A 23,748-nucleotide genomic window follows, 5' to 3' on the forward strand; every position below is an offset into this window, starting at 1 on the left:
CCTTACAGCCCCAATGCCCTTTTCCCTCGCCGTAGGGTATTTATTCATTATGATCAAAACGCTTCGTCCCCTCGTTCTTGCCGGCCTGTTGTTGCCACTCGCCCTGCCCAGCCAGGCCGCCGCCGTCAATACCACGCTGCCTGTCAAAGTGCAGCAGGCCCTCAAGGCCAACAAGCTGCAGGATTCGGCCCTGTCGCTGGTGATGCTGCCACTGGACGGCCCCGGCACACCGACCGTGTTCAATGCCGATGTCTCGGTGAACCCGGCCTCGACCATGAAACTGGTCACTACCTACGCCGCCCTCGAACTGCTCGGCCCGACCTTCCAGTGGAAAACCGAGTTCTACACCGACGGTACCCTGAGCAACGGTGTACTCAACGGTAACCTGTACCTCAAAGGTGGCGGCGACCCCAAACTGAACATGGAAAAACTGTGGTTGCTGATGCGTGACCTGCGCGCCAATGGCGTGCGCACCATCACCGGCGACCTGGTGCTGGACCGCAGCCACTTCGTGCAGCCCAACCTGCCGCAGTTCAACGACGATGGCGGCGATGAGAACAAGCCGTTCCTGGTCAAGCCCGACTCGCTGCTGGTCAACCTCAAGGCCCTGCGCTTCGTGGCTCGCAACGATGGCGGCAAGGTCACCATCGCGGTCGAACCGCCGATTGCCAGCATCCGCATCGACAACCAGGTCAAGGCCGTGGCCTCCAAACAATGCTCGGGAGATGTGCGCTACAACCCGGTGCAACAGGCCGATGGCATCAGCGTAACGGTCAGCGGCCAGCTGGGTGACGGCTGCAACTCGCAGACCTACCTGTCGCTGCTCGACCACCCGACCTACGCCGCCGGTGCCGTGCGCGCGATCTGGAACGAACTGGGTGGCAGCATCCAGGGTGGCGACCGCTTCGAGAACGTTCCCAAGGGCGCACGCCTGTTGGCCCGCGCCTTCTCGCCAGACCTGGTGGAAGTGATCCGCGACATCAACAAGTACAGCAACAACACCATGGCCCAGCAGCTGTTCCTGAGCCTTGGCGCGCAGTTCCGCACCGATGCCGATGGTGACGACGCCCGCGCCGCCCAGCGCGTGGTGCGCCAGTGGCTGGCGAAGAAAGGCATTACCGCACCGCACCTGGTGATGGAAAACGGCTCCGGCCTGTCGCGCGCCGAACGGGTCAGCACCCGGGAAATGGCCGCCATGCTGCAGGCCGCCTGGAAAAGCCCCTATGCTGCCGAGTTCATGAGCTCGATGCCGCTGGTGGGCATGGACGGCACCATGCGCAAGCGCCTGAAGCGCACCGCCATGACCGGTGAAGGGCACATCAAGACCGGCACGCTGAATACCGTGCGGGCGATTGCCGGCTTCAGCCGTGACAGCAACGGCCATACCTGGGCGGTGGCGGCGATCCTCAACGACCCGAAACCATGGGGCGCCTCGCAGGTACTCGACCAGGTGCTGCTGGACCTTTACCGCCAGCCGAAACTGGCCGGCAGCACGACAGCCAACTGATCGCCAGCCAGTACCGGCCTCTTCGCGGCTAAAGCCGCTCCCACAGGTACATCACAGGTCTTGAACCCTGCGCTGTACCTGTGGGAGCAGCTTTAGCCGCGAAAGGGCCGGTACCGACAACCGCGAACGCTCAGGCCAACTCCCCCTCCACCCGGTCCCGCCCGCCCTGCTTGGCCGCATACACCCCTGCATCAGCCCGCAACAACAAGGCATCGGCCCCTTCCCCCGGTCGCCAGCCGGCCACACCAAAACTCGCGGTCACCTTACCCACGCCTTCCACTGGAACATCGCGCACCCCTTGCCACAGTTCCAGCGCCAGCAGCCGCGCCTGCTCGGCATCGCTACCCGGGCACAACACCATGAATTCCTCGCCACCCAGCCGGCAGAACACATCGGTACGCCGTAGACGCTGGCCGATACGCAGGCACAGGCTGCGCAGCACGTGGTCGCCGGCGGCGTGGCCGAAGCGGTCGTTGATGCGCTTGAAGTGATCGATGTCAAGCATGATCACCGCCAGCGCCAGGCCGTCGCGCTGGGCCCGCTCCAGTTCGTACTTGAGCCGCTCCTGGAAATAGCGGCGGTTATGGATACCGGTCAGCGAGTCGGTCACCGACAGCGCACGCAACTCTTCCTCCACGCCCTTGAGGTCGGAGATGTCCGTCAGGTAGCCGTGCCACAAGGTGCAGCCCTGCTCGCCCACTTCCGGCGTCGCCTCGCCACGCACCCAGCGCAACCCGGCACGCGGCAGGCAGACACGGTATTCTTCGCGCCAGGGCGACAGGTGTTCTGCCGAGTAACGCACCGACCGGCGCACACGCTCCAGGTCATCCGGGTGGATGCGCTCGAACACCACCGTGGCATCCTCGCGCAACTGCTGCAGGTCGACTTCATAGATGTCGTACAGGCCCATGCTGGCGTACGGAAAGCAGGAATGGCCGTTGCCATCCAGGCGGTACTGGTAGATGCCCCCCGGTACCTCGGCACTGAGCTTCTCCAGAAGGCGGTCACGCGCCGCCAGCGCCTCATGCACCCGACGCCGTTCAGTGACATCGATGCAGATCGCCAGGTAGCCAATCCACAATCCGTGTTCATCGAGCATGGCGGTGACCAGCATGTTGGCCACCAGTTGGCTGCCGTCGGCGCGCACCAAGGTCCACTCCCCCGGCTCGGCGCCATGCTCCTGCACCGTTTCGGCAAACATGGCCTGGCCGCCTGCAATCGGCCGGCCGTAACGCAGGCTCAATGCATGGGCACGCCGGCTCAACTCCTCGGGCAGCACCAGGTCCTCCAGGCGCAGCTGGCCGATCGCCTCGCTGGCCGGGTAGCCGAGCATGCGCTCGGCGCCGGCGTTGAAGGTGCTGACCACACCCTTGAGGTTGGTGGCGATGATCGCCACTTGGGTTGCAGCATCCAGCACGCTGCGCAGCTGGTTGTGGGTGCCACGCAGGGACTGCTCGCTGACCCGCAGTTCGGCGGTGCGCTGCTCGACCAGGGCCAGAGCGCGCTGGCGCTGACTGAACAGGCTGTAGAGCAAGACGCTGAGCAGCAGGCTCAACAAGCCGCCAAGCAGGCTCACCGCCAACACCGCAGAGGAACGGTTGGCCTGCACGAAGGCCAGGCTCGGCCGGATACTCAGTTGGAAGTGGCGGTCAGCCAAGTGCAACAGTTGGTTGCTGGCCAGCTCCAAGGGTGCGAGCGGGTTCTGCGAATCGAACATCACTTCGGGGCCATTCCGCCCGGTGGGGTCGACGATGCGTACGACCAGGTTGTCGTCTGTCGCCACCGGGCGCCCGTCACTGGCAAGCTCACGCATGCTCAGCAAGGCCATTACATAGCCCACTGCCGAGCCGCGGGGGTTGGCATCGGAAAACACTGGCGCCACCATCAGCAGGCCACGCGCATCCGAGCTGGTATCGAACATGGCCAGCGGCTCGGACACCGCCATGCTGCCCGGCCCCAGCGCCCGCGCCAAAGCCGCCAGGGGCACCTCCTGGCCGGCGAGGTCCAGCCCATAGGGCAGCCCGGGCAATTCACCCGACTGGCTATAGAGTACCGGGAAGTAATGGTCGCGCTGGGGGGATGGGCGCCACTGGCCTTGCTCATCCTGGTCGCGGATAACATAGCCCGGGCCGGAATGCGCACTGGCCTGGCGCTCGAACTCGTCGCGTTGCGCGGCTTCGACACGCGGCGCCCAGGCGTAGGCCAGGGTCCGCTGCAGCAATGGGCGGGCGTAGCCGTCGAACTCGTGTGGAGTGATTGCGTTGGAAAAGCTGAAAAACCGCCGCAGCCCATCCAGGCGCTGCTGCTGTTCGTCAAACCGCTCGGCGATTAGGCTGAAACGCTCGCTGGCCAGCAACTCGAAGCGCTGACGCAGCTGCTGCTTGTAGAAGGTTTGCGCGGCAAGGGCCAGTACGCTCGTCAACAGGCCGCCCGCAACCAGGGCGACCAACGCCGCCCCCCAGGCGGGCACGGCCTCTGTGCACAGGCCAAGCAACCGCGCACGCACGCCACCCTTTGACATACACCCATCTCGTCACGTCAGCGTCCTGCGGATTATCTTGCCCTGCCCTCAGTTATAGCTATTGGCCATTAGCCGCGCAATGTACCTCGTCGCCTCACCGAAGCTGCAAACGCCAGGCCCGATGGATGCGGTTATTGCGGGCGAAGTCGGGGTCCAGCGTCTGGGCCGTGATTTCCTCCACCGCGTAACGTGCCATCAGGTGCTCGTCCAGCTGGAACTTGCGGAAGTTGTTGGAGAAGTACAGCACGCCACCGGGCGCCAGTCGGGCCATGGCCAGGTCCAGCAGTTGCACGTGGTCACGCTGCACGTCGAACACGCCTTCCATGCGCTTGGAGTTGGAGAAGGTCGGCGGGTCGATGAAGATCAGGTCGTAGCTGTCGCGGTTGCCTTCCAGCCAGGCCATCACATCGCCCTGCTCCAGGCGGTTGCGCTCGGAGAAGCCATTGAGCGCCAGGTTTCGCCGCGCCCAGTCCAGGTAGGTTTTCGACAGGTCGACGCTGGTGGTGCTGCGCGCGCCACCCTTGGCTGCATGCACGGTGGCCGTGGCGGTGTAGCAGAACAGGTTGAGGAAGCGCTTGCCAGCGGCTTCGCGCTGGATGCGCATGCGCATCGGGCGATGGTCGAGGAACAGGCCGGTATCGAGGTAGTCGGTGAGGTTGACCAGCAGCTTGACGCCACCTTCGCTCACTTCCTGGAAGCGGCCCTCGGTAGCCTGGCGCTCGTACTGGCGCGTGCCGCTCTGCCGCTCGCGACGCTTGAGCACCACACGCTGCGGCGCAATGCCCAGGGCCTGCGGGATCGCTGCCAGCGCGTCGAGCAGGCGCGCCTGGGCCTTGTCCGGGTCGACCGAACGTGGCGCGGCGTATTCCTGTACGTGCACCCAGTCCTGGTACAGGTCGACCGCCAGGGCATACTCGGGCATGTCGGCATCGTACAAGCGGTAGCAATCGACCTGCTCGCGGCGAGCCCACTTGCCCAGTTGCCTGAGGTTTTTCTGCAGGCGGTTGGCGAACATCTGCGCCCCTTCCGACAGGCGCGCCGGCTCGCTGGCCAGCGCTGCCTGCTGGCGGATTTCCGCGCCTTCAGGCTGCGCCTCGCGGCGCTCGCCGGTGACGAACTGGTCAGGCTGCACCTTGAACAGCAGCAGCTTGCACGGCAAGGCGCCGTTCCAGAATGCATACTGCTTGTGGCTGCGAATACCCATGCGCTTGCCCAGCTGCGGCGCGCCGGTGAACACCGCCGCCTCCCAGCCCATGCAGGCCTGGCGCAGGCGCTCGCCGAGGTTCTGGTAGAGGTACAGCAGGCTGGCTTCATCACCCAGGCGCTCGCCATAGGGCGGGTTGCTGATGACCAGGCCTTTCTGGTTCTGGTCCGGGCGCGGCTCGAAGGTGCTGACCTCGCCCTGGTAGATCTTCACCCAGTCGCCCAGGCCGGCACGCTCGACGTTGTTGCGGCCTGGCTGGATCAGCCGCGGGTCGGCCTCGTAGCCACGGATCCACAGCGGTGGCTTGGCCAGGCCGGCCTGTGCCCGCGCCTGCGCTTCGTCATGCACCTTGCGCCACAACGCCGGCACATGGCCGAGCCAGGCACTGAAGCCCCAGCGTTCACGCTTGAGGTTGGGCGCGATATCGGCAGCGATCATCGCCGCTTCGACCAGGAAGGTACCCACACCGCACATCGGGTCGGCCAGTGCGCCACCTTCAGCGGCAATGCGCGGCCAGCCGGCGCGGATCAGTACTGCCGCCGCCAGGTTTTCCTTCAGCGGCGCGGCGCCTTGCTGCAGGCGGTAACCACGCTGGTGCAGGCTGTGCCCGGAGAGGTCGAGGGACAGAATGGCTTCGCCACGGTCCAGGCGCAGGTGCACGCGCACATCAGGGTCGATCTTTTCCACCGATGGGCGCAGGCCTTCGCGGTTGCGCAGCTTGTCGACAATCGCATCCTTGACCTTCAGCGCACCGAAGTGGGTGTTGTCGATGCCCGAACCATGACCGCTGAACTCCACCGCCAGGGTGCCGTCGGCTGCCAGGTGATCGGCCCAGTCGACCGCATGCACACCGTCGTAGAGGTCGTCGGCGTTCTTCATGGAGAAGCGCTTGAGTACCAGCAGCACTCGGTTGGCCAAGCGTGACCACAGGCACAGGCGGTACGCGGTTTCCATGTCGGCGGCGCCGCGAATGGCCGAGGTGTGCTCACGCACGTCGTCCAGGCCGAGGCCCCGGGCCTCTTCGGCAAGCAGGCCTTCAAGGCCTTTGGGGCAAGTGAGGTAAAGTTCGAAACGGTCCGACATGAGTAATCCAGCGCCTTGGGCTATTTGACTGACGGGGCAACGCATCACCCCGCGATGTTTGCCCGCACACCTTTCCAGCAGGCGTGCGGGTGGCCTTTCCCGGCACGCGAGTGCGCGATGAAAGGCCGGGCCGCCTGACCGATCTGCGCTTGGCCCAGTGGCAAAGACAGCTTAGATCATCAGGCAGTACGAAAAATTCTGGCGATACCGGGGCCGATGTGACCCTTCGTCGCATTTCAAATTATTTCTGTCATCTGCAAGCACCGCTGGCGAAATGACGTCAATGATCGGCAAACCCCGATCATAGCGGGCTCAACGCTAAACAAGGTTGAGTCGCATTTATTTACTTATCCCCTCACCCTTGGAAAGGTTACGTGCTTATGACAAATCGATCATTCACACCGTGACTCGCATTCGATAGAACTGGTCTCAGGCCACTTCGCAACGAGGTGGCACTTTCAGCTCGCCACGCCGGCAGCGAGCGCACACCGGCAGAAAGACTCTGCCCGGCCTCGGAGAGGCCGACGGGACATTACAGTCAACAAGTGAGGGCAACACCCTATGAGAAGACTTAAGCGTGATCCGTTGGAAAGAGCATATTCACGTGGCTACCAATACGGGGTCACCGGCAAATCCCGCGAACTTTGCCCCTTCAATCTTCCTTCTGTTCGCCAAGCCTGGATCAACGGCTGGCGCGAAGGTCGCGGTGATAACTGGGACGGAATGACTGGCACCGCTGGCATCCATAGACTCAACGAAAATCACGCCGTTGGCTGAACGAGGACACTGAATTCGATTCACCATGCACGCCCTATCCGGGCGGCGGGCGAAGGCCCAGGGGCCCCTTGATGGGGCCCTTTTTTATGCCTTGGCAAATGTTATCAAATGCACCGGCCCTTTCGCGGGTAAACCCGCTCCCACAGATGCCCTGCTGCCTTCAAGCGCTGTGCAATACCAGTAGGAGCGGGTTTACCCGCGCATTGGCCTGTCAGGTTACCTGGACATTGCTGCGATAGCGTCCACCGCCTCGCGAATCAACGCCGGCCCCTTGTAAATGAAGCCGGAGTATATCTGCACCAGGCTCGCCCCGGCAGCGATTTTCTCGGCGGCATGGCGGCCTTCGGTAATGCCACCCGCGGCAATGATCGGCAGCTTGCCGCCCAGCTCACCCGCCAGCACCTTGACGATATGGGTGCTCTTCTCCAGCACCGGCGCGCCCGACAGGCCGCCCGCCTCGCCACCGTACGGCAGCCCTTCGACACCTTCACGCCCCAGCGTGGTGTTGGTTGCGATCACCGCATCCATGCCCGATTCCATCAGTGCGGCGGCCACCAGGGCGGTTTCTTCATCGCTCATGTCCGGGGCAATCTTGATTGCCAGCGGCACGCGCTTGCCATGCGTGCCGGCCAGCTGCTCACGGCGCTCGGCCAGGGCATCGAGCAACTGCTTGAGCGAATCGCCGAACTGCAGGCTGCGCAGGCCCGGGGTGTTTGGCGAACTGACGTTGACCGTGATGTAGCTGGCGGCGGTGTACACCTTGTCCAGGCAGATCAGGTAGTCATCGACGGCACGCTCCACCGGAGTGTCGAAATTCTTGCCGATGTTGATGCCCAGCACGCCGTTGTAACGCGCAGCCCGCACCCGGCCAAGCAGGTGATCAACGCCCAGGTTGTTGAAGCCCATGCGGTTGATGATGGCCGTAGCCTCCGGCAGGCGGAACAGCCGTGGCTTGGGGTTGCCCGGCTGCGGGCGCGGGGTGACGGTGCCGATTTCGACGAAGCCGAAGCCCAGCTGGGCGAAACCGTCGATGGCCGCGCCGTTCTTGTCCAGGCCGGCCGCCAGGCCCACCGGGTTGGCGAAGTTCAAGCCCATGACCGTAACCGGCAAAGCCGCCGGCTGCTTGCACAGCATGCCGTTGAGGCCGAGACGGCCACCGGCGCCGATCAGGTCCAGGGACAGGTCGTGGGAGGTTTCCGGGGAAAGCTTGAACAGCAGCTGGCGGGCCAGGGTATACATGGGCGGGCAAGGCTCGGGGTGAGTGAGGGGGCGATTATAGCCAGCGTGGGGCTGGCATGACAGCAAATCGTGGGGCTGCTGCGCAGCCCATCGCCGGCAAGCCGGCTCCCACAGGGACAACACAAGGGCTGAAACCTGCGCTGTACCTGCGGGAACTGGCTTACCGGCGACGAGGCCAGATGGCACATCGGTTGCACCGAAGAAGCCCACAGCCTTATCAGTACGGGCGAGGAACCTTGTGAACACTGTACCCCGAGCAACGCCCCTGGCCTGGGTCAACGGCAGCGACGCGCCGGAAAAGCCCAGCCTGAACATCGGCTACATGGCCCTGACCGACTGCGCCTCGGTGGTAGTCGCCGCCACCCAGGGCTTCGCCCAGCAGCACGGCCTTACCCTCAACCTCAAGCGCCAGGGTTCCTGGGCCGGGCTGCGCGACAAGCTGGTCAGCGGCGAGCTGGATGCCGCGCACTGCCTGTATGGCCTGGTCTACGCCGTGCACCTGGGCATCGGCGGTGTACCGGCCAGTGCCATGGCCGTGCTCATGGGGCTGAACCAGAACGCCCAGGCCATCAACCTGTCCCCGGCCCTGCAACGCAAAGGCGTGACCAACCCTGAAGCATTGGCGCGCCTGGTGCACCAACATGGCGCACGCCTCACCTTCGCCCAGACTTTCCCCACCGGCACCCACGCCATGTGGCTGTATTACTGGCTGGCCAGCCAGGGCATCCACCCACTGCGCGATGTCGACAGCGTGGTGGTGCCGCCGGCGCAAATGGCCGCGCATATCCAGGCCGGGCGCATCGACGGCTTCTGCGTGGGCGAACCCTGGGCCGCCGATGCAGTGGCCACGGGCCAAGGCTTCACCCTGGCCACCAGCCAGTCGATCTGGCCGGACCACCCGGAAAAGGTCCTGGCCTGCGCCCGCACCTTCACCGAGCAATACCCCAACAGCGCCCGCGCGCTGATCAAGGCGGTCCTCGCGGCCAGCCGCTTCATTGAGCAAAGCCCGGAAAACCGCCGCAGCACTGCGCAACTGCTCAGCGGCAGCGCCTACCTGGACACCCCGCTGGCGAGTATCGAACCGCGCCTGCTCGGCAGCTATCACGATGGCCTGGGCAACCACTGGCAAGATCCGCACGCCCTGCGCCTGCACGACCACGGCCGGGCCAACCTGCCGTACCTGTCCGACGGCATGTGGTTCATGACCCAGTTCCGCCGCTGGGGCCTGCTGCGCGAAGACCCCGACTATCTCGGCGTGGCACGCCAGGTCCAGCAGTTGGCACTCTATGGCGAGGCAGCACAAAGCCTGGGCGTGGCCTGCCCCGAGCAGCCGATGCGCAGCAGCCTGTTGATCGACGGCAGCCGCTGGGACGGCAGCGACCCCTACGGTTATGCCCGCAGTTTCAGCCTGCATGCCTTGGGCGACCTGCCCGATGCCCGTGTCGGCGCGTGAGGGGGACCACCATGTTGCGCATCCTGCTGATCGACGACACCCGGAGCAAACTCGGCCGCCTCAAGGCGGCATTGAGCGAGGCCGGCTTCGAGGTCATCGAAGCGCCAGACCTGACCATCGACCTGCCCGCCTGCGTCGAAACGGTGCGCCCGGACGTAGTGCTGATCGATACCGATTCACCAGACCGCGATGTGATGGAACAGGTGGTGCTGGTCAGCCGTGACCAGCCGCGGCCCATCGTGCTGTTCACCGACGAGCACGACCCGGGGGTGATGCGCCAGGCGATCCAGGCGGGAGTCAGCGCCTACATTGTCGAAGGCATCCATGCCGCGCGGCTGCAGCCGATCCTGGACGTGGCCATGGCGCGTTTCGAAAGTGACCAGGCGCTGAAGGCGCAGCTGCTTGCGCGCGACCAGCAACTGGCTGAGCGCAAGCGCATCGAGCAGGCCAAGGGTTTGCTGATGAAGATGAAGGACTGCAACGAAGAGCAGGCCTACACCCTGATGCGCCGCCAGGCCATGAGCCGGCAGCAGAAGCTGATCCAGGTGGCCGAGCAGATCATTGCCATGCACGAGATGCTGGGGTGACGGGACTGGCATGAGACTTTCACAGGCAACAAAAATGTCATGCCAGCCTCTGCCAACAGTTGCCCCATGTCTTGAGTTGGCCCATCTCTTGCTGAACAAATATCACCGGTAGCCAACGGCGGTTGCCCCACTTAATCCCCGACAAAGACGTCGCTCTCCCCTCCACCCCCGTGGAGCGGGTAGCGGCGTCTTTTTCGTTCCGCTGCATTGCCGAGTGAGGTGTTCGATGAGTACCAGCTTCTGGAAATCCGGGCATGTGCCCACGCTGTTCGCCGCGTTCCTGTACTTCGACCTCAGCTTCATGGTCTGGTACCTGCTTGGCCCACTGGCAGTGCAAATTGCCGCCGATCTGCAACTGAGCGCACAACAACGGGGCCTGATGGTGGCCACGCCGATCCTGGCCGGGGCGGTGCTGCGCTTCGCCATGGGTGTGCTGGTCGACCGCCTGTCGCCCAAGACCGCCGGGTTGATCGGCCAGGTGGTAGTCATCGTCGCCCTCGCCGCTGCCTGGCACCTGGGCGTGCACAGCTATGAACAAGCGCTGCTGCTGGGCGTGTTTCTCGGCTTTGCCGGCGCTTCGTTCGCCGTGTCACTGCCGCTGGCCTCGCAGTGGTACCCGCCACAGCACCAAGGCAAAGCCATGGGCATTGCCGGTGCCGGCAACTCCGGCACGGTGTTCGCCGCCCTGCTGGCCCCGGCGCTGGCTGCAGGCTTTGGCTGGAACAATGTGTTCGGCTTTGCGCTGATCCCGCTGTCGCTGGCCCTGGTGGTATTCGCCCTACTGGCACGCAATGCTCCGCAGCGGCCCAAGCCAAAAGCCATGGCCGACTACCTCAAGGCCCTGGGCGACCGTGACAGCTGGTTGTTCATGTTCTTCTACAGCGTCACCTTCGGTGGCTTCATCGGCCTGGCCAGCGCCCTGCCCGGCTATTTCAGCGACCAATATGGCCTGAGCCCGGTCACCGCCGGCTACTACACCGCCGCCTGCGTGTTCGCCGGCAGCCTGATGCGCCCACTCGGCGGCGCCTTGGCCGACCGCTTCGGCGGCATCCGCACCCTGCTGGGCATGTACAGCGTGGCAGCCATCTGCATCGCGGCGGTCGGCTTCAACCTGCCCAGCGCAGCCGCCGCACTGGCGCTGTTCATCAGCGCCATGCTCGGCCTGGGCGCCGGCAATGGCGCGGTGTTCCAGTTGGTGCCGCAACGCTTCCGCCAGGAGATCGGGGTGATGACCGGGCTGATCGGCATGGCCGGCGGCATCGGAGGCTTCCTGCTGGCGGCCGGGCTTGGCACCATCAAGCAGCACACCGGCGACTACCAACTGGGGCTGTGGCTGTTCGCCAGCCTGGGCTTGCTGGCCTGGTTCGGCCTGCACGGCGTGAAACAGCGCTGGCGCACCACCTGGGGCTCGGCTGCGGTTACCGCGGCGCGGGTCTGAGGCACAGCCATGAGCCTGCAACTGAGCTTTGCCCAGGCCAGCGCCACCGGGCCACGCGAGGAAAACCAGGACGCCCTGCGCCTGGTTACCCCGGCGCCGGAGCTTGCCGCCAGCAAGGGCTACCTGTTCGCCCTCGCCGACGGCGTCAGCCAATGTGCCGATGGCGGCCTGGCAGCCCGGGCCAGCCTGCAGGCGCTGGCCCTGGACTACTACGCTACCCCCGCAACCTGGAGCGTGCCCCAGGCTCTCGACCGCCTGCTGCTGGCGCAGAACCGCTGGCTGCGCGCCCAAGGTAACGGCCAGCCATTGCTGACCACCCTCAGCGCGCTGGTGCTGCGTGGCCGGCGCTTTACCCTGGCACACGTAGGCGACTGCCGCGTGTATCGCTGGCACGCCGGGCGCCTGCAGTGCCTGAGTAAAGACCATGTGTGGGACCAGCCCGGCATGCAGCATGTGCTCAAGCGCGCGCTGGGCCTGGACCAGCAGCTGCTGGTGGATTATCTGGAAGGCGAGCTGCAGCCAGGCGAGCGTTTTCTGTTGCTGAGTGATGGCGTATGGGCCAGCCTGGGCGACCAGCACATCCAGGCGGTGCTGCGCGAGCAACCCGACCTGCAACTGGCCGTCGACACCCTGGTCGCCAGCGCGCACTTCAACGGCAGCCAGGACAACGCCAGCGCCTTGCTGGTGCAGGTCGAGCAACTGGGCACAGCCAACCTGGGTGACACCCTGGCGCAGTTGCAGCAATGGCCGGTGCCCGGCCCGCTGCGTGAGGGCCAGGCCATCGATGGCTGGCAAGCCGAAAAGCTGCTTTCGCACAGCCGCCAGTCACTGCTGTACCGGGTGCGCGATGGCCAGGGCCAAGCCTGGCTGCTGAAGACCCTGCCCGCCGCACGCGAGCAGGAGCCCGGCGCAGCACAAGGGCTGTTGCTGGAAGAGTGGTTCCTGCGCCGGGTCGCTGGCCGGCACTTCCCCGAACTGCACGCAGCCAGCCAGCGCCAGCACCTGTACTACGTGATGCGCGAATACCCCGGCCAGAGTCTGGCGGCGCTGCTGGCCGAACACGGCCCGCTGCCCATGCCGCAGTGGCTGGAGCTGGCCCGGCAACTGCTGCAGGCGGTCGGCGTACTGCACCGGCGCAACCTGCTGCACCGCGACATCAAGCCAGAGAACCTGCACCTGGGCAGCGATGGCCAGCTGCGCCTGCTGGACTTCGGCCTGGCTTACTGCCCAGGCCTGTCCGAAGACCCGCAGCATGAGTTGCCGGGCACACCGTCATACATTGCCCCGGAAGCGTTCGACGGCCTGCCGCCCAGTCCACGCCAGGACCTGTATGCCGTGGGCGTAACGCTCTATCACCTGCTGACCGGCCACTATCCGTACGGCGAGGTGGAGGCCTTCCAGCGGCCGCGCTTCGGTCAGCCGGTCAACGCCGCACGCTACCGCCCCGACCTGCCGGAGTGGCTGCAGCACAACCTGCAGCAGGCGCTGGCAGCCGACCCGGCGCAACGCTTCGAAACCGCCGAACACTGGTTGCTGCTGCTCGAACGTGGCGACCGCCAGGAACTGCCCAGCCGGCCACGGCCATTGCTGGAGCGCGAGCCGTTGAAGGTCTGGCGCACCCTGGCCCTGCTGTCCTTGCTGTTCAACCTGATATTGCTGCTCACCCTGCTCAAGGGCTGAACGCGCCTTGCCGATGAGGAAACCCTGATGAATGCAAAAGTCTGGCTGGTTGGTGCTGGCCCTGGTGACCCTGAACTGCTCACCCTCAAGGCTGTACGCGCCTTGCAGCAAGCCGCCGTGGTGATGATCGACGACCTGGTCAACCCGGCGGTGCTGGAGCATTGCCCGCAGGCCCGGGTGATTGCCGTGGGCAAGCGCGGCGGCTGCCGCTCTACGCCGCAGGCGTTCATCCAGCGCCTGATGCTGCGCCATGCGCGGCAAGGGCGCTGCGTGGTACGGCTCAAGGGCGGCGACCCGTGCATCTTCGGCCGTGGCGGTGAAGAGGCGCTGTGGCTGCAGGGACATGGCATCGAGGTGGAAGTGGTCAACGGCATCACCGCCGGCCTGGCCGGCGCCACGCAATGCGGGATTTCCCTGACCTCACGGGGTGTGAGCCGAGGCGTGACGCTGGTCACGGCACATACCCAGGACGACAGCGAGCTGAACTGGGCGGCCTTGGCCCAGGGCGGGACGACGCTGGTGGTGTACATGGGCGTGGCCAGGCTGGAGCAGGTACGCCAAGGGTTGCTGGACGGCGGCATGGCACCGGGGATGCCGGTGGCGATGATCGAGAATGCATCGTTGCCACAGCAGCGGGAGTGCAGGAGCGATGTGCGGGGGATGGTGGAGGATGCGCGGAGGTTTGGCTTGCGTAGCCCGGCGATATTGGTGATTGGGGAGGTGGTTGGGGAACAGGTGGTTCAGGAATTGGTGGCAATTGCAGGATGATACAGTGCCTGTAAAGGCCCCTTCGCGGGCTTGCCCGCTCCCACAGGTTCGTCGTATCCCGCAGGCTATGCGCAATCTCTGTGGGAGCGGGCAAGCCCGCGAAAGGGCCGACACACACCCCACAAATCCCAGGCAAAGAAAAACCCGGCCGAGGCCGGGTTTTTCATCAAGCTTCAAACCAATTACTTGGCCTGGGCTTCTACCTGAGCTTCAACGCGACGGTTGATAGCGCGGCCTTCTTCGGTGGCGTTGTCGGCAACCGGACGGGTTTCGCCGTAGCCAACCGAGTCAACACGGCTGGATTCTACGCCGTACTGCTGGGTCAGGACCTGCTTGACAGCGTTGGCACGACGCTCGGACAGCTTCTGGTTGTAAGCGTCTGGGCCGACGGAGTCAGTGTGACCTTCCACGGTGGTGGTGGTCTGTGGGTACTGCTTCATGAAGTCAGCCAGGTTCTTGATGTCGCCGTAGCTGTTTGGCTTGACGACCGACTTGTCGAAGTCGAACTTGACGTCCAGCTCAACGCGAACGACTTCGGCAACAGCCGGGCAGCCATCGGCGTCAACGGTAACGTTGGCCGGGGTGTCAGGGCACTTGTCGACGTTGTCGCAAACGCCGTCGTTGTCGGAGTCGGAGCACACTTCGGCAACTGGAGCCGGAGCGACTTCAGCTTGCTTCGGGCTACCGCCGAAGTTCAGACCAACACCAACGGTCGGACCCCACTCGGTGTTGCCGTTGTCGATGTTGTACATGGCTTCTACGCCGGCACGGGCGAAGAACATGTCGGTGATGTACCACTTGGCGCCAGCGCCAACGTTGGCGAAGGTGGAGTGGTCGCGGCCGCTACGAGTGGCCTGACCCAGGCTCTCGTGAGCGAAACCGGCGGAAACGTACGGACGCAGAGCGTCGCCCACGGTACCGAAGTGGTAGGTGGCGTCGAGCTTGGTCTTGGAACCTTTGATGTCTTTGTTGAAGACTTCACCACGAGCGTTGTGGGTCTCGTTGTAGCCGAGGTCCAGGGAAACGTCGTCGGTCAGGAAGTAGCCCAGGCGAACACCAGGATTGGTGCCGTCGTTCTTGAAGTTACGTTCGCTGTCGTAGTACTGCTTGGTAACGTTGCCTTCGATTTCTACAGCGCCTTGGCCTTGAGCCAGAACGCCGAAAGAAGTAGCAGCGACGAGCGAGCCAATGGCCAAGCCCAAGGTGTTTTTCAATTTCATCCGTTAAATCCCCATCTGGTGATAGTTAAGCAGTCCCACCACAAACAAGGGGGACAACTCGACGGCTAGTCTAGCAGAACTCGCCGGTTCGTTAGAGATATTTGCAGGCCACTAAGTTTCATCGAGGCCGGCAAATTTCTCCCGAAGCTTGTCTAGCGCGCGCTTGTAGCGCATTTTCGTGGCGCTCAGGCCCATGTGCATGATGTCGGCGATTTCCTGAAATTCCAGCTCTGCGACAAAACGCAGCACCAGGATTTCCCGGTCAATCGGGTTCACATGCACCAGCCATTTGTCCAGCCCGCCTTTTTCTTCCGGCTTCGGAGCCTTGTCTTCGGACGCCTCTTCCACAGGGTCCAGACTCAAGGCATCCATCAACCGACGTTTACGGCGCTCCTTGCGGTACTGGGTAATGCATTCGTTGTAGGTGATGCTGTAGAGCCAGGTCTTGAACTTGGACTTACCCTCGAAGTTCTTCAGCCCGTACAGCACTTTCAACATGACTTCCTGACAGACATCGTCCGCGTCACGGTCGTTCCCCAGATAACGCGCACAGACGTTGAACAGGGTCCGTTGGTAGCGCCGCATGAGCTCCTCATAGGCGCGGGTAACGTGGTACAGCTCCTCATGCGAACGCGCCACCAACTCTTCGTCGGTGAGCTCGCGGGGGTCATAACGCATGGGCGGCGAATGAACTTTATTCAAAACGGATCTGGCCGACAGTCAGGTCAATGTCGCCGCGCGACCCCGTGGGTCGATTTTCGCGGCGGCATACATTAACAGCTTTGTGCGGTTAGCGGCTATTGACTCGCTGTTCAAGCAGCTCGCGGTTGGACAGCGACACCAGTTCGCCATCATCGGTCAGCAGTGTCGTCTTCACCGTACCGATCTCCTCGATATGCCCTTCGACCTCTCCAATCCGCACCTGCTGGCCCACCTGGTACAGCTCGCGCACGTAGATGCCGGCCAGAATCTGCCCGGCGATTTCGCGGCTGCCAAGGCCCATTGCCAGTGCAACGGCCAGACCAACGGTAATCAGCCCGATCACGATCACATGGTTCAGCAGGTCGGTTTTTACCTCCAGCTGGCTGATGGCCACCGAGATGCTGATGATGATCACCAGGCCCTGGGTGATACGCCCCAGGCCCGCCGAGTATTCCAGGCCGATGCCTTCGGCAGCGCCGCGCACCAGGCCGTTGGCCACCTGGGCCAGCAGCACGCCGGCCAGCAGCACCAGGGCTGCGCCGAACACCTTCGGCAGGTACAGGGCGAGCATGTCGAGGGTTGCCGAAACCCGCTCCAGGCCCAGCGATTCAGCGGCCGAGACCAGGAAGATGAGCAGCACGAACCAGTAGACGATCTTGCCGATCAGGGTCGAGATCGGTACCTGGATACCGACCCGGCCGAGCATCTTGGTCAGGCCGGTGCCGGCCATCAGGCGGTCCAGGCCGAACTTGGCCAGCAGTTTGGACAGCAGCGTGTCGAGCAGCTTGGCCACCACGAAACCGAGCAGCACCACGACCAGCGCGCCGAACAGGTTGGGGATGAAGTTCGCTACCTTGGTCCAAAGGGCAGTCATGGCGGTGACCAGGCTCTGGGTCCAGAGATCGAGTTCCATATTCAATCGGCCTTATCTGCTTTGCTGCCGTTGGCAGCGTTGCGGGAAGAGTGTCGACGCACCGGCGCCACATGCGCCGCGCCATTGTTCACGGCGATCAGCAGCGCCTGGCTCCAGCGGCCAAGCAGGCTGAACAGATCACCTGCGCCAACCTGGCGGTTGGCGGTTTTCAGCACGCGACCCAGGCAAGCGGCGTCGTCCCGGTCATCCCGGTCATTGCCGGAGGGTGACGCCTTGAGCAGGTCGCGCAGGGATTCTTCAAACGGATCGTGCATGGGCACCTCGCGCAGTGTCAGTCAGAGACGAGATGGCCGGGCGATGGGTCACACATCGCATTGGGACGAGTGTTTCAAAATGAATGCGTGCCCGCGAAGAGGCCAGAACAGGCAGAACATTTCTAGACCCACCGCAACCGCCGGAACAGCCACCACTGCCCCACCGCCAGCCCCAGCACGATGATGCAGGCAAACAGGAAGCCATAGGGGTTTTCCGCCCCCGGGATGCCCCCGACATTGATGCCCAGCAGCCCGGTGATGAAGCTCATGGGCAGGAAGATGCAGGTGATGATGCCGAAGCGGTACATGGTGCGGTTCATCCGCTCGCTGCGCCGGCGATCCTGGCTTTCCAGCACCAGTGCGGCCCGCTCGCGGGTCAGCTCCAGCTCTTCGAGGTAGCGGATCAGGCTATTGTTCAGCTCGTTCCAGTAATCGGCGTCGGCATCGACGAACCAGCTCCATTTGCTACGCGACAGCTGGGCGTAGATCTCCCGCTGAGGAGCAAGGAAACGCCGCAGACCGGCGGCACGCCGGCGGATCTGCTGCAGGCAGCCGTTCTCCGGAGTGTACCGTTCGTCGGATTCAACCTTTTCTTCCTCCAGGTCGACCAGTTCGGACAGGTCGCTTACCAGGCCCTGAACCTTTTCGGTCAGCAGTTCGCCCATCAGCAGCAACAGCTCGGAAGCCGATTTCGGGCCCCTGCCCTCTTCAAGCTGCTGGAGAATCTCGTCACTGGCGCGCAACGGCCGCAGGCGCAGCGAGATGACCCGCTGCGCCTCGGCGAAGATGCGCACCGAGACCATGTCCTCGGGCTCTGCACCCGGGTTGAGGTTGACCCCGCGCAGGAACAGCAACAGCTGCTCATCGGCCATGGGCAGCAGGCGCGGCCGGGTGTTTTCTTCCAGCAACAGCTCGCAGGCGAACGCACTCAGGCCGCTGTCGCGCAGCAGCCAGGTGCGGGTTTGCGGATGGCTGCGGTCCCAGTGCAGCCACAGGCTCTGCTCGGGTTGCAGTTGCAAGTCGTCCAGCTCGGTACGGGCAATCGAGCGCGCGCCGCCTTTGCCATCGAGCACCAGGGCGTGTACCAGCCCCCACTGCGCGTTGTCTTCCTCGAACATCAAAGCTCCATCAGCGCGGGCGGCGCATCACGCCGGCATTTTCAGCGGGCTTGGCGAGACCAGCACGCCATTGTTGTCTGCATACACGTACTCGCCCGGGCGGAAGGTCACCCCGGCGAAGGTCACTGGCACGTTGAGCTCGCCGATGCCGCGCCTGTCGGTCTTCATCGGGTGGCTGGCCAGGGCCTGCACGCCGACGTTGGTCTGGATCAGCACGTCGACGTCACGCACGCAGCCATAGATCACCAGGCCTTCCCAGCCGTTTCTGGCAGCCTTTTCGGCAAGCATGTCACCGAGCAGTGCTCGACGCAGCGAGCCACCACCATCCACGACCAGGACCTTGCCCTTGCCATCGAGCTCGACCTGCTCCTTGACCCGCGAGTTGTCTTCGAAGCACTTGATGGTGACGATCTGGCCGCCGAACGAATCGCGGCCGCCGAAATTGCTGAACATCGGTTCCAGCACCTGCACCAGGTCAGGGTAGGCGTCACACAGGTCGGGCGTTACGTAATGCTGCATGGGAAGCTCCTGTCAGTCACAACGAAAGCGGGTATCGTCCAAGGCTACACCGTAGAGCCCATTGCAGTCATCCGGGACCAGGCAGTCAGTTGTGTTTTGCCTGTTTCGGCCCTTTCGCGGGCACGCCCGCTCCCACAGGGATCACACAGGGGCTAAATGCTGTGAGGTCCATGTGGGAGCGGGCGTGCCCGCGAACAGGCCAGTACAGGCAACGCAAATTCAACCGGCGGGCACAGGCTCCACCATCACCGTGGACGCATGCACCGGCACCAGCGGATCCCGCAGCCAACACTCCACCAACGGCCACACCTGCACCTGCGCGGCCTTGCTCACCAGCATGTCGACATGCCCGAAAGCCTCGAACCCTTCCTCGCGCCCCAGCCGCAGAAATTGCTTGCGCTCGCCGCCCAACTGCTCGAACAGCTTGCGGCAGGCCCACACCGGGTCCTGGAAATCCCCCGCGCCAGCCACGGCCAGCAGCGGCACATCCACCTCGGCCAGCCCCGCCCACCAGTCGTTCTGCTTGTCGCCAAAACGTCCGAACAGGCCATGCCAGCGCATGCTCTCCAGCGCCAGGCCGATCGGCTCGTCCTCCGGCCCACGCTTGAAGCGCGGCCCGGAAATCTGCCCCCAGCGCTTGAGCAGCAGCTTCGCCCCCCACGTCAGTGGCGGTACCTTCAACGGCCAGTACACGCGGCTGATCTGGGTACCGAACAGCGCCACGCTGGCCACCTGCTCGGCAGCCAGAAAGCCACCGCCCAGCGCTGCCACCAAGGTCGTACCCCCCAAGGAGTGGCCGACCCAGTGCGGCGCCTGCCCCGACTGCTCGCGCACGAAAGCCGCAATCAGCGGCAGGTCATCGCGGGCATAGGCAGCAACGCTGTTGTGCTTCCAGTCATGGTTGCGCGGCGACAGGCCATGGCCGCGCATTTCCGGGATCCACACATCGAAGCCGGCGCGGGCGAGATAGGCCCCCAGGCCAACCCCTTTGGGCGAATACCAGAAGCGGCGGTTGGAGAAGCTGCCGTGCAGGAGAACGACCGGCACGCCCTGGGCCTGGTCCTGATCGGCCAGCCCCAGACGGGTGACAGCCAGCTCGACGCTGGGGTCAGGGCTGTTGCCGGCCTTGATCCGGTACACGTCTTCGCTGAGGTCGCCGCGGCGTTCGGCACTGAGCAGGGCCACGGGGAATAGAGTGCTGCTGCTTTGCATAAGGTTGCTTGGTGCACAAAAAAGGGCGGGATCCATTGCTGGAGCTCGCCCTGGAAAAAACCAGGCGGGGGTGCGCCAGACGCACCCCCGCGTTTTACTGCATCAGACCGCGCCTTGGCCTTCAGCCAGGTAGAACCAGGTTTCAAGTACCGAGTCCGGGTTCAGCGACACGCTGTCGATGCCCTGCTCCATCAGCCACTTGGCCAGGTCCGGGTGGTCCGACGGGCCCTGGCCGCAGATACCGATGTACTTGCCAGCCTTGTTGCACGCGGCAATGGCGTTGGCCAGCAGCTTCTTCACCGCCGGGTTACGCTCGTCGAACAGGTGGGCGATGATGCCCGAGTCACGGTCCAGGCCCAGGGTCAGCTGGGTCAGGTCGTTGGAGCCGATCGAGAAGCCGTCGAAGTATTCCAGGAACTCTTCGGCGAGGATGGCGTTGGACGGCAGCTCGCACATCATGATCACGCGCAGGCCGTTGTCGCCACGAGCCAGGCCGTTTTCGGCGAGCAGGTCTACGACCTGGCTGGCTTCGCCCAGGGTACGCACGAACGGCACCATGATCTCGACGTTGGTCAGGCCCATCTCGTTGCGCACGCGCTTCAGGGCACGGCACTCGAGCTCGAAGCAGTCACGGAACGATTCGCTGATGTAACGCGAAGCGCCACGGAAGCCCAGCATCGGGTTTTCTTCTTCCGGCTCGTACAGCTTGCCGCCGATCAGGTTGGCGTACTCGTTGGACTTGAAGTCCGACAGGCGCACGATGACCTTTTTCGGGTAGAAGGCCGCTGCCAGGGTGCTGATGCCCTCGACCAGCTTCTCGACATAGAAGCCGACCGGGTCGTTGTAGCCGGCAATACGCTTGTCGACGCTGTCTTTCAGGTCGGCTGGCAGGCCGGCGTAGTTCAACAGTGCCTTGGGGTGCACGCCGATCATGCGGTTGATGATGAACTCCAGGCGCGCCAGGCCGACACCGGCGTTGGGCAGCTGGGCGAAATCGAAGGCGCGGTCCGGGTTGCCGACGTTCATCATGATCTTGAACGGCAGGTCGGGCATGGCATCGACCGAGTTCTGCTTGACGTCGAAGCCCAGCTCGCCCTCGAAGATGAAGCCGGTGTCGCCTTCGGCACAGGACACGGTCACACCCTGGCCATCTTTCAGCACCTGGGTGGCGTTGCCGCAGCCGACCACGGCCGGAATACCCAGCTCACGGGCGATGATCGCCGCGTGGCAGGTACGCCCGCCACGGTTGGTGACGATGGCGCTGGCGCGCTTCATCACCGGTTCCCAGTCCGGGTCGGTCATGTCGGAGACCAGCACGTCGCCAGGCTGGACCTTGTCCATTTCCGATACGTCGTTGATCACGCGGACCTTGCCGGCGCCGATGCGCTGGCCAATGGCACGGCCTTCGACCAGTACGGTGCCCTTCTCTTTCAGCAGATAGCGTTCCATGACGTTGGCGCTGGAGCGGCTCTTCACCGTCTCAGGGCGCGCCTGGACGATGTACAGCTTGCCGTCATCACCGTCCTTGGCCCATTCGATGTCCATCGGGCGTTGGTAGTGCTGCTCGATGATCATGGCCTGCTTGGCCAGCTCGCTGACCTCGGCATCGGTCAGGCAGAAGCGCGCGCGCTCGGCGCGGTCCACTTCGACGGTCTTGACCGAACGGCCGGCCTTGGCTTCTTCGCCGTAGACCATCTTGATCGCCTTGCTGCCCAGGTTGCGGCGCAGGATGGCCGGGCGGCCGGCCTGCAGGGTGTTCTTGTGCACGTAGAATTCGTCAGGGTTGACCGCACCCTGCACCACGGTTTCGCCCAGGCCGTAGGCACCGGTGATGAACACCACGTCGCGGAAGCCCGACTCGGTGTCGAGGGTGAACATGACACCGGCAGTGCCGGTTTCGGAACGGACCATGCGCTGCACGCCGGCGGACAGGGCCACCAGCTTGTGGTCGAAGCCCTGGTGCACGCGGTAGGCGATGGCACGGTCGTTGAACAGCGAGGCAAACACTTCCTTGGCCGCGCGGATCACGTTGTCGACGCCACGGATGTTGAGGAAGGTTTCCTGCTGGCCGGCGAACGAGGCGTCCGGCAGGTCTTCGGCGGTGGCCGAGGAACGCACGGCAACCGCCATGTTGTCGTTGCCGGCAGCCATTTCGGCGAAGGCCGTACGGATTTCCGAATCCAGACGTGCCGGGAAGTCGGCTTCCATGACCCACTGGCGAATCTGCGCGCCGGTCTTGGTCAGGGCGTTGATATCATCCACGTCGAGTGCGTCGAGTGCGGCATGGATACGGTCGTTGAGACCACTCTGTTCGAGAAAATCGCGGTACGCCTGCGCCGTAGTGGCAAAGCCGCCCGGCACCGATACACCAGCACCTGCGAGGTTGCTGATCATCTCGCCCAGGGATGCGTTCTTGCCCCCCACATGCTCCACATCATGGACGCCGAGCTTTTCGAGGGAAACTACGTACTCTACCAAGGTGATCTCTCCACTGACTGTATTGGAAAAGCTCAAGGGCGCCCGCCTGCCTTCGTTGACTTGGCCGGACGCTTGTGGCCTGTACCTGGAAAATAAGTGAGAATGCCGACAGCCGCATTCGGCAAACCGAACTTATCATATCCAAGAAACGTCATCAGCTTAAGGCCCAGATCGCAAATGAAACGAACCGCGTTCTTCATCTCCGACGGCACCGGCATCACCGCCGAAACCCTGGGCCAGAGTCTGCTCGCTCAATTCGAGAGCATTCCATTCAGTAAATTCACCCGTCCCTACATCGATTCGCCGGAAAAGGCGCGGACCATGGTCCAGCAAATCAACGCTGCGGCCGAGCGTGATGGTGTACGCCCGATCATCTTCGACACCATCGTCAATCAGGACATCCGTGAGATCCTGGCTACTTCGAATGGCTTCATGATCGACATCTTTTCTTCGTTTTTGTCCCCGCTGGAACAGGAATTGACCGCCCATTCGTCGTATTCGGTCGGCAAGTCGCACTCCATTGGCGGCAATTCCAACTACATGGAACGCATCGAGGCGGTGAATTTCGCCCTCGACAACGACGATGGCGCGCGCACCCACTATTACGACAAGGCCGACCTGATCCTGGTCGGTGTATCGCGCTGCGGCAAGACCCCCACCTGCCTGTACATGGCCATGCAATTCGGCATCCGCGCCGCCAACTACCCGCTGACCGAAGACGACATGGAGCGCCTGCAGCTGCCGGCGGTGCTGAAAAAGCACCACAACAAGCTGTTCGGCCTGACCATCGACCCTGACCGCCTCACCGCCATCCGCCACGAACGCAAGCCCAACAGCCGCTATTCCAGCTTTGCCCAGTGCGAGTTCGAAGTGCGCGAGGTGGAAAGCCTGTTCCGCCGGGAGAACATTCCCAACATCAATTCCACGCATTTTTCGGTGGAAGAGATTTCGGCGAAGATCCTGGTGGAGAAAGGGGTGGAGCGCAGGTTCAAGTAAGCCTGTACCGGCCTCTTCGCGGGCACGCCCGCTCCCACGGGGACCTCACTACACTCAA

General features: G+C 63.8%; 19 protein-coding genes. 8 read left to right on the top strand and 11 right to left on the bottom strand.

The window, feature by feature from the left end; genetic code table 11:
• Positions 1-49: 49 nt before the first annotated feature.
• Complete coding sequence (gene dacB, locus M2S36_RS19080) at positions 50-1,507, top strand: D-alanyl-D-alanine carboxypeptidase/D-alanyl-D-alanine endopeptidase (protein ID WP_333957638.1); 1,458 nt, start codon at positions 50-52, stop codon at positions 1,505-1,507.
• Positions 1,508-1,637: 130 nt separating this feature from the next.
• Here dacB and M2S36_RS19085 read toward each other — a convergent pair whose 3' ends face one another.
• Together M2S36_RS19085 and rlmKL are read right to left on the bottom strand one after the other, a co-directional pair.
• Complete coding sequence (locus M2S36_RS19085) at positions 1,638-4,028, bottom strand: sensor domain-containing diguanylate cyclase (RefSeq protein WP_207831746.1); 2,391 nt, start codon at positions 4,026-4,028, stop codon at positions 1,638-1,640.
• 94 nt (positions 4,029-4,122) lie between these two features.
• Positions 4,123-6,315: a bifunctional 23S rRNA (guanine(2069)-N(7))-methyltransferase RlmK/23S rRNA (guanine(2445)-N(2))-methyltransferase RlmL gene (gene rlmKL / locus M2S36_RS19090; protein ID WP_207831748.1), complete on the bottom strand. Its 2,193-nt coding sequence runs from the start codon at positions 6,313-6,315 to the stop codon at positions 4,123-4,125.
• A 561-nt stretch (positions 6,316-6,876) separates the two neighbouring features.
• Here rlmKL and rmf point away from each other — a divergent pair.
• A complete protein-coding gene (rmf, locus tag M2S36_RS19095; protein WP_003248687.1) occupies positions 6,877-7,092 on the top strand; it encodes a ribosome modulation factor in 216 nt (71 codons plus the stop codon).
• A 216-nt stretch (positions 7,093-7,308) separates the two neighbouring features.
• On the opposite strand, the gene M2S36_RS19100 is transcribed toward rmf, so the two are convergent.
• Positions 7,309-8,331: a quinone-dependent dihydroorotate dehydrogenase gene (locus M2S36_RS19100; RefSeq protein ID WP_207831749.1), complete on the bottom strand. Its 1,023-nt coding sequence runs from the start codon at positions 8,329-8,331 to the stop codon at positions 7,309-7,311.
• A 238-nt stretch (positions 8,332-8,569) separates the two neighbouring features.
• Here M2S36_RS19100 and M2S36_RS19105 point away from each other — a divergent pair, with 238 nt between their 5' ends.
• The 5 genes from M2S36_RS19105 (at position 8,570) to cobA (ending at position 14,257) form a co-directional block, all read left to right on the top strand.
• On the top strand, positions 8,570-9,784 hold the full coding sequence (locus tag M2S36_RS19105) for a CmpA/NrtA family ABC transporter substrate-binding protein (protein ID WP_333957644.1): 1,215 nt from the start codon (positions 8,570-8,572) through the stop codon (positions 9,782-9,784).
• Positions 9,785-9,795: 11 nt separating this feature from the next.
• A complete protein-coding gene (locus M2S36_RS19110) occupies positions 9,796-10,371 on the top strand; it encodes an ANTAR domain-containing response regulator (protein ID WP_207831753.1) in 576 nt (191 codons plus the stop codon).
• 226 nt (positions 10,372-10,597) lie between these two features.
• Positions 10,598-11,809: a nitrate/nitrite transporter gene (locus M2S36_RS19115; protein ID WP_333957645.1), complete on the top strand. Its 1,212-nt coding sequence runs from the start codon at positions 10,598-10,600 to the stop codon at positions 11,807-11,809.
• 9 nt (positions 11,810-11,818) lie between these two features.
• A complete protein-coding gene (locus M2S36_RS19120) occupies positions 11,819-13,489 on the top strand; it encodes a bifunctional protein-serine/threonine kinase/phosphatase (protein WP_207831755.1) in 1,671 nt (556 codons plus the stop codon).
• 27 nt (positions 13,490-13,516) lie between these two features.
• Positions 13,517-14,257 carry a uroporphyrinogen-III C-methyltransferase gene (gene cobA, locus M2S36_RS19125; protein ID WP_207831757.1) on the top strand — a complete coding sequence of 247 codons (741 nt, stop codon included), beginning with the start codon at positions 13,517-13,519 and terminating at the stop codon, positions 14,255-14,257.
• Positions 14,258-14,439: 182 nt separating this feature from the next.
• On the opposite strand, the gene M2S36_RS19130 is transcribed toward cobA, so the two are convergent.
• The 8 genes from M2S36_RS19130 to ppsA form a co-directional block, all read right to left on the bottom strand.
• Positions 14,440-15,477 (bottom strand): OmpA family protein, encoded by a 1,038-nt coding sequence (locus tag M2S36_RS19130; protein ID WP_063913856.1) that lies wholly within the window; start codon positions 15,475-15,477, stop codon positions 14,440-14,442.
• A 111-nt stretch (positions 15,478-15,588) separates the two neighbouring features.
• On the bottom strand, positions 15,589-16,155 hold the full coding sequence (sigX, locus tag M2S36_RS19135) for an RNA polymerase sigma factor SigX (protein ID WP_003248665.1): 567 nt from the start codon (positions 16,153-16,155) through the stop codon (positions 15,589-15,591).
• Positions 16,156-16,267: 112 nt separating this feature from the next.
• Positions 16,268-17,092, bottom strand: a complete 825-nt coding sequence (locus M2S36_RS19140; RefSeq protein WP_004376138.1) for a mechanosensitive ion channel family protein — start codon at positions 17,090-17,092, stop codon at positions 16,268-16,270.
• A gap of 2 nt (positions 17,093-17,094) precedes the next feature.
• Complete coding sequence (locus M2S36_RS19145; protein ID WP_004376140.1) at positions 17,095-17,367, bottom strand: hypothetical protein; 273 nt, start codon at positions 17,365-17,367, stop codon at positions 17,095-17,097.
• A 122-nt stretch (positions 17,368-17,489) separates the two neighbouring features.
• Positions 17,490-18,485 carry a zinc transporter ZntB gene (locus M2S36_RS19150; protein WP_207831759.1) on the bottom strand — a complete coding sequence of 332 codons (996 nt, stop codon included), beginning with the start codon at positions 18,483-18,485 and terminating at the stop codon, positions 17,490-17,492.
• 27 nt (positions 18,486-18,512) lie between these two features.
• A complete protein-coding gene (rraA, locus tag M2S36_RS19155; RefSeq protein ID WP_207831761.1) occupies positions 18,513-19,004 on the bottom strand; it encodes a ribonuclease E activity regulator RraA in 492 nt (163 codons plus the stop codon).
• Positions 19,005-19,223: 219 nt separating this feature from the next.
• Positions 19,224-20,216 (bottom strand): alpha/beta fold hydrolase, encoded by a 993-nt coding sequence (locus tag M2S36_RS19160; protein ID WP_333957647.1) that lies wholly within the window; start codon positions 20,214-20,216, stop codon positions 19,224-19,226.
• A gap of 102 nt (positions 20,217-20,318) precedes the next feature.
• Positions 20,319-22,694, bottom strand: a complete 2,376-nt coding sequence (ppsA, locus tag M2S36_RS19165; RefSeq protein ID WP_207831821.1) for a phosphoenolpyruvate synthase — start codon at positions 22,692-22,694, stop codon at positions 20,319-20,321.
• Between the two features lie 177 nt (positions 22,695-22,871).
• On the opposite strand from ppsA, the gene ppsR reads away from it, so the two are divergent.
• Complete coding sequence (ppsR, locus tag M2S36_RS19170) at positions 22,872-23,690, top strand: posphoenolpyruvate synthetase regulatory kinase/phosphorylase PpsR (RefSeq protein ID WP_063913850.1); 819 nt, start codon at positions 22,872-22,874, stop codon at positions 23,688-23,690.
• The last annotated feature ends 58 nt before the right edge of the window (positions 23,691-23,748 follow it).

The organism is Pseudomonas sp. SF2, assembly GCF_036858055.1.
GTDB lineage: Bacteria > Pseudomonadota > Gammaproteobacteria > Pseudomonadales > Pseudomonadaceae > Aquipseudomonas.

Excerpts from the sequence above, each read along its gene's own strand:
- dacB (WP_333957638.1), top strand. The coding sequence starts at position 50 with ATGATCAAAACGCTTCGTCCCCTCGTTCTTGCCGGCCTGTTGTTGCCA.
- M2S36_RS19085 (WP_207831746.1), bottom strand. The coding sequence starts at position 4,028 with ATGTCAAAGGGTGGCGTGCGTGCGCGGTTGCTTGGCCTGTGCACAGAG.
- rlmKL (WP_207831748.1), bottom strand. The coding sequence starts at position 6,315 with ATGTCGGACCGTTTCGAACTTTACCTCACTTGCCCCAAAGGCCTTGAA.
- rmf (WP_003248687.1), top strand. The coding sequence starts at position 6,877 with ATGAGAAGACTTAAGCGTGATCCGTTGGAAAGAGCATATTCACGTGGC.
- M2S36_RS19100 (WP_207831749.1), bottom strand. The coding sequence starts at position 8,331 with ATGTATACCCTGGCCCGCCAGCTGCTGTTCAAGCTTTCCCCGGAAACC.
- M2S36_RS19110 (WP_207831753.1), top strand. The coding sequence starts at position 9,796 with ATGTTGCGCATCCTGCTGATCGACGACACCCGGAGCAAACTCGGCCGC.
- M2S36_RS19115 (WP_333957645.1), top strand. The coding sequence starts at position 10,598 with ATGAGTACCAGCTTCTGGAAATCCGGGCATGTGCCCACGCTGTTCGCC.
- M2S36_RS19120 (WP_207831755.1), top strand. The coding sequence starts at position 11,819 with ATGAGCCTGCAACTGAGCTTTGCCCAGGCCAGCGCCACCGGGCCACGC.
- cobA (WP_207831757.1), top strand. The coding sequence starts at position 13,517 with ATGAATGCAAAAGTCTGGCTGGTTGGTGCTGGCCCTGGTGACCCTGAA.
- M2S36_RS19130 (WP_063913856.1), bottom strand. The coding sequence starts at position 15,477 with ATGAAATTGAAAAACACCTTGGGCTTGGCCATTGGCTCGCTCGTCGCT.
- sigX (WP_003248665.1), bottom strand. The coding sequence starts at position 16,155 with ATGCGTTATGACCCCCGCGAGCTCACCGACGAAGAGTTGGTGGCGCGT.
- M2S36_RS19140 (WP_004376138.1), bottom strand. The coding sequence starts at position 17,092 with ATGGAACTCGATCTCTGGACCCAGAGCCTGGTCACCGCCATGACTGCC.
- M2S36_RS19145 (WP_004376140.1), bottom strand. The coding sequence starts at position 17,367 with ATGCACGATCCGTTTGAAGAATCCCTGCGCGACCTGCTCAAGGCGTCA.
- M2S36_RS19150 (WP_207831759.1), bottom strand. The coding sequence starts at position 18,485 with ATGTTCGAGGAAGACAACGCGCAGTGGGGGCTGGTACACGCCCTGGTG.
- rraA (WP_207831761.1), bottom strand. The coding sequence starts at position 19,004 with ATGCAGCATTACGTAACGCCCGACCTGTGTGACGCCTACCCTGACCTG.
- M2S36_RS19160 (WP_333957647.1), bottom strand. The coding sequence starts at position 20,216 with ATGCAAAGCAGCAGCACTCTATTCCCCGTGGCCCTGCTCAGTGCCGAA.
- ppsR (WP_063913850.1), top strand. The coding sequence starts at position 22,872 with ATGAAACGAACCGCGTTCTTCATCTCCGACGGCACCGGCATCACCGCC.